Annotated in this window: 2 protein-coding genes and 1 pseudogene; 1 reads left to right on the top strand and 2 read right to left on the bottom strand. The window is 74.6% G+C overall.

Annotation, left to right across the window (positions count from 1 at the left end; all coding sequences use genetic code 11):
* Both DKT69_RS36805 and DKT69_RS36800 read right to left on the bottom strand, forming a co-directional pair.
* A pseudogene (locus DKT69_RS36805) lies at positions 1-671 on the bottom strand (hypothetical protein); the annotation flags it as partial.
* Positions 672-745: 74 nt separating this feature from the next.
* Positions 746-1,744 carry a diacylglycerol kinase family protein gene (locus DKT69_RS36800; RefSeq protein WP_109805956.1) on the bottom strand — a complete coding sequence of 333 codons (999 nt, stop codon included), beginning with the start codon at positions 1,742-1,744 and terminating at the stop codon, positions 746-748.
* 124 nt (positions 1,745-1,868) lie between these two features.
* Here DKT69_RS36800 and DKT69_RS36795 point away from each other — a divergent pair.
* Positions 1,869-3,155 (top strand): adenylosuccinate synthase (locus DKT69_RS36795; RefSeq protein WP_109805955.1); only part of this gene is annotated, 1,287 nt, incomplete at its 3' end.

Here is a 3,155-nt window from a genome sequence, read left to right as displayed (position 1 = left end):
GCCGGTTCGGGATCGGGCGCCGCGTCGGCGGCCGGTTCGGGATCGGGCGCCGCGTCGGCGGCCGGGGTCGGGGCGGCCTCCGCCGGGCCGGTCCCGTTCGCGGGCGGCTCGGTCGGTGTGGCCGCCGGGCGCTGCGGCGGCTGCGCCCACGGCGATTCGCCCGGGCTCCGGGGCGCTGCCGACGCCATCGGGCTCTGCGTCGCGTCGGTCGCGTCGGTCTCCGCCGGCTCCGGGTCGGCAGTGGCCTGGTCCCTTGCCCCCTCGGTCCGGACGGTCCCGGAGTCGCCCGTCGCGCCGCCGGGAGTCGCCGGCGGTTCCGCCGCGTCCGGTCGGTCGGCGGGCGACTGCGGCTCCCAGGCGGGCGCGGGTTGCCGCGGCGCCCAGGCCGGTGCGGGTTGCCAGGCGCTGCCGGGCGGCGCGGTCAACGCCCAACCGGCGGGCTCACCGGCGGGCGGCGGCGGAGCGGAAGCCGGCGGCGTGCCGCCGTTCGGTGGCGTGCTGCCGTTGGGTGGCGGGGTGGGCCAGGCGGCTGCAGCCGGCTGGGTCGGCACCGCCCACGGCTGGGCGTCGACCGGCTCGGTCGGGTCCGGCGGCCAGAGCGGTTCGATGTCCCGCTCGGGCACCGGCTCTTGGCCCGGTACGTGGGCCCGGTCGGCGTTCTCGTGCACCACGGTTCCTCCCCATTCCTCCCACCGAGGATAGGCCGTCCGGGTTTCCCCGGGGCCCGCCCACGGATCGACGGGGGTCAGACCGTCCAGACCGCCCAGCCGCCCGGCTCGGTCCACCAGGACCGCTTCCGGCTCAGTTCGCCCTCGACGCCGTCGTCGAGGAAGGGCACCTTCTCGTCGCGCGGGACGACCGCCACGGCCCGGCCCCGGGCCCGGCGCACCTCCAGCCGTACCCGCTTCCTGCCCAACGCGGAGCGGGTCACCACGGGAACGGCCACCGCCACCTCGACCCGGCCGTCGGTCGGGTCCGGGTCGGCCAGCAGGGCCACGTCGTCGAGGCGCGCGTACCCGCCCGCGTTGCCCACCGCGCAGGCCATGATCGGCTCGTCGCCGTCGGAGAGGACGGCGTCGTCCACCTCGACCCGGGCCCGCCAGTGCAGCGGCCGGCCGGCGTCGTCGGCCGCGCCGAGCAGCGCGCCGTCCAGGGTCACTGAGCCGGCGTCGTTGCGCAGCAGGTCGAGCCGGCGGGCGGTGCCGTCCAGCACCGCCGCGGCCACCGCCGCCGGGTCGCGGGGCAGCCCGAGCTGCGCCGCCAGGTCCCGGTGCGTTCCGCTCCGGGCCGGATCCAGCGGCAGTACGGCCACCGTCGGCAGGTCCGGCACGGTCCGGTTCGCGGGCAGGTCGGCGGGGCGGCGACTGGGCGGTGGGGCGTACCGCCGGACCAGCCGGCGCACCACGGCGCGCAACTGTCCGTCACTGGCTGTGGCGACCACGAGCCGGGTCTTCGAATCCGGGTCCGGCCAGGTGAGGCCGTCGGAGCGCGGCGGGCCGTCGAGCCGGGCCAGCACCTCGTCGATCTCCGCGTCCGAGCGGGCGGTGACCATCTCCACCCGGGCGCCCCGGGCGGTCAGCGCGTCCGCGCAGGCCAGCACTGGTACGCGCGGCGTCTCGCAGCGCTCCTCGGCCTTCTCCCCGGCGGCCTCGGTGGCGCCACCGCAGCACGCTCCGCCGCTGCCGCAGCCCCCACCGGGAGCGTCCCGTTCCGAGCCGAGGGTGAGCAGCACCACGTCGTACACCGGCCGAGCCTCCTGCCTCTCGCCGCGACCCCTGCCGGCCGCGCCGTCCCTACTTGTTAGCCTGACACCCCGGGCTCGCCAACCGGTCGCCACCTGGCACCCGAGCCTTCTGGAGGCGGAAAAGATGCCAGCGATCGTGCTCATCGGCGCTCAGTGGGGCGACGAGGGCAAGGGCAAGGTTACCGACCTGCTGGGTGAGCGGGTCGACTACGTGGTGCGTTACTCCGGCGGCAACAACGCCGGCCACACGGTGATCACCCCGGACGGCCAGAAGTACGCGTTGCACCTGATGCCGTCGGGCGCGCTCTCGCCCAGCGCGATGATCATCATCGGCAACGGCGTGGTGGTCGACCCGAAGGTGCTGCTGCAGGAGATCGACGGCCTCGCCGAGCGCGGCGTGGACGTCTCCCGCCTGCGCATCTCCGGCGACGCGCACCTGATCATGCCGCACCACCGGGCGCTGGACCGGGTCGTCGAGCGCTACCTCGGCTCCGCCCGGATCGGCACCACCGGCCGCGGCATCGGCCCCGCCTACGGCGACAAGGTCGCCCGGATGGGCATCCGGCTGCAGGACCTGCTCGACCCGGGCATCCTGCGCAAGAAGCTCGAGCTGGCGCTGCGCGAGAAGAACCAGCTGCTGTTCAAGGTTTACAACCGCAAGGCGATCGACCTGGACGCGACGATCGAGGAGTACCTGGGGTACGCCGAGCGGCTCCGGCCGTACATCGCGGAGACCCGGGTGATGCTCTGGGACGCGCTGGACCGCGGCGAGACCGTCCTGCTGGAGGGCGCCCAGGCCACCATGCTCGACATGGACCACGGCACGTACCCCTTCGTCACCTCGTCGAATCCGACCGCCGGTGGGGCGTGCGTGGGCGCCGGCATCCCGCCGACGGCGATCAGCCGGGTGATCGCGGTCAGCAAGGCGTACACCACCCGGGTGGGCGCCGGCCCGTTCCCGACCGAGCTCTTCGACGACAACGGCCAGCACCTGCGCAAGGTCGGCCACGAGTACGGCACCACCACCGGCCGGGAGCGCCGCACCGGCTGGTTCGACGCCGTCGTCGCCCGGTACTCGTCCCGCCTCAACGGCGTCACCGACCTGGTGGTCACCAAGCTGGACGTGCTCACCGGCCTGCCCAAGGTGCCGATCTGCGTCGCGTACGAGATCAACGGCGAGCGGTTCGACGACATGCCGATGACCCAGACCGACTTCCACCACGCCACCCCCGTCTACGAAGAGCTCGACGGCTGGTGGGAAGACATCACCAAGGCCCGCACCGAAGACGAACTCCCCGAAAACGCAAGGCGCTACGTCGCCCGCATCGAGGAACTCACCGGCACCCGGGTCAGCGTCGTAGGCGTAGGCCCCGGCCGCGAGGAAAACGTGGTCCGCCACCCCCTCCTCCCC

This window comes from Micromonospora sicca (assembly GCF_003172935.1).
Lineage (GTDB): Bacteria > Actinomycetota > Actinomycetes > Mycobacteriales > Micromonosporaceae > Micromonospora > Micromonospora sicca.
This window is presented reverse-complemented; position numbering and strand designations above follow the sequence as displayed.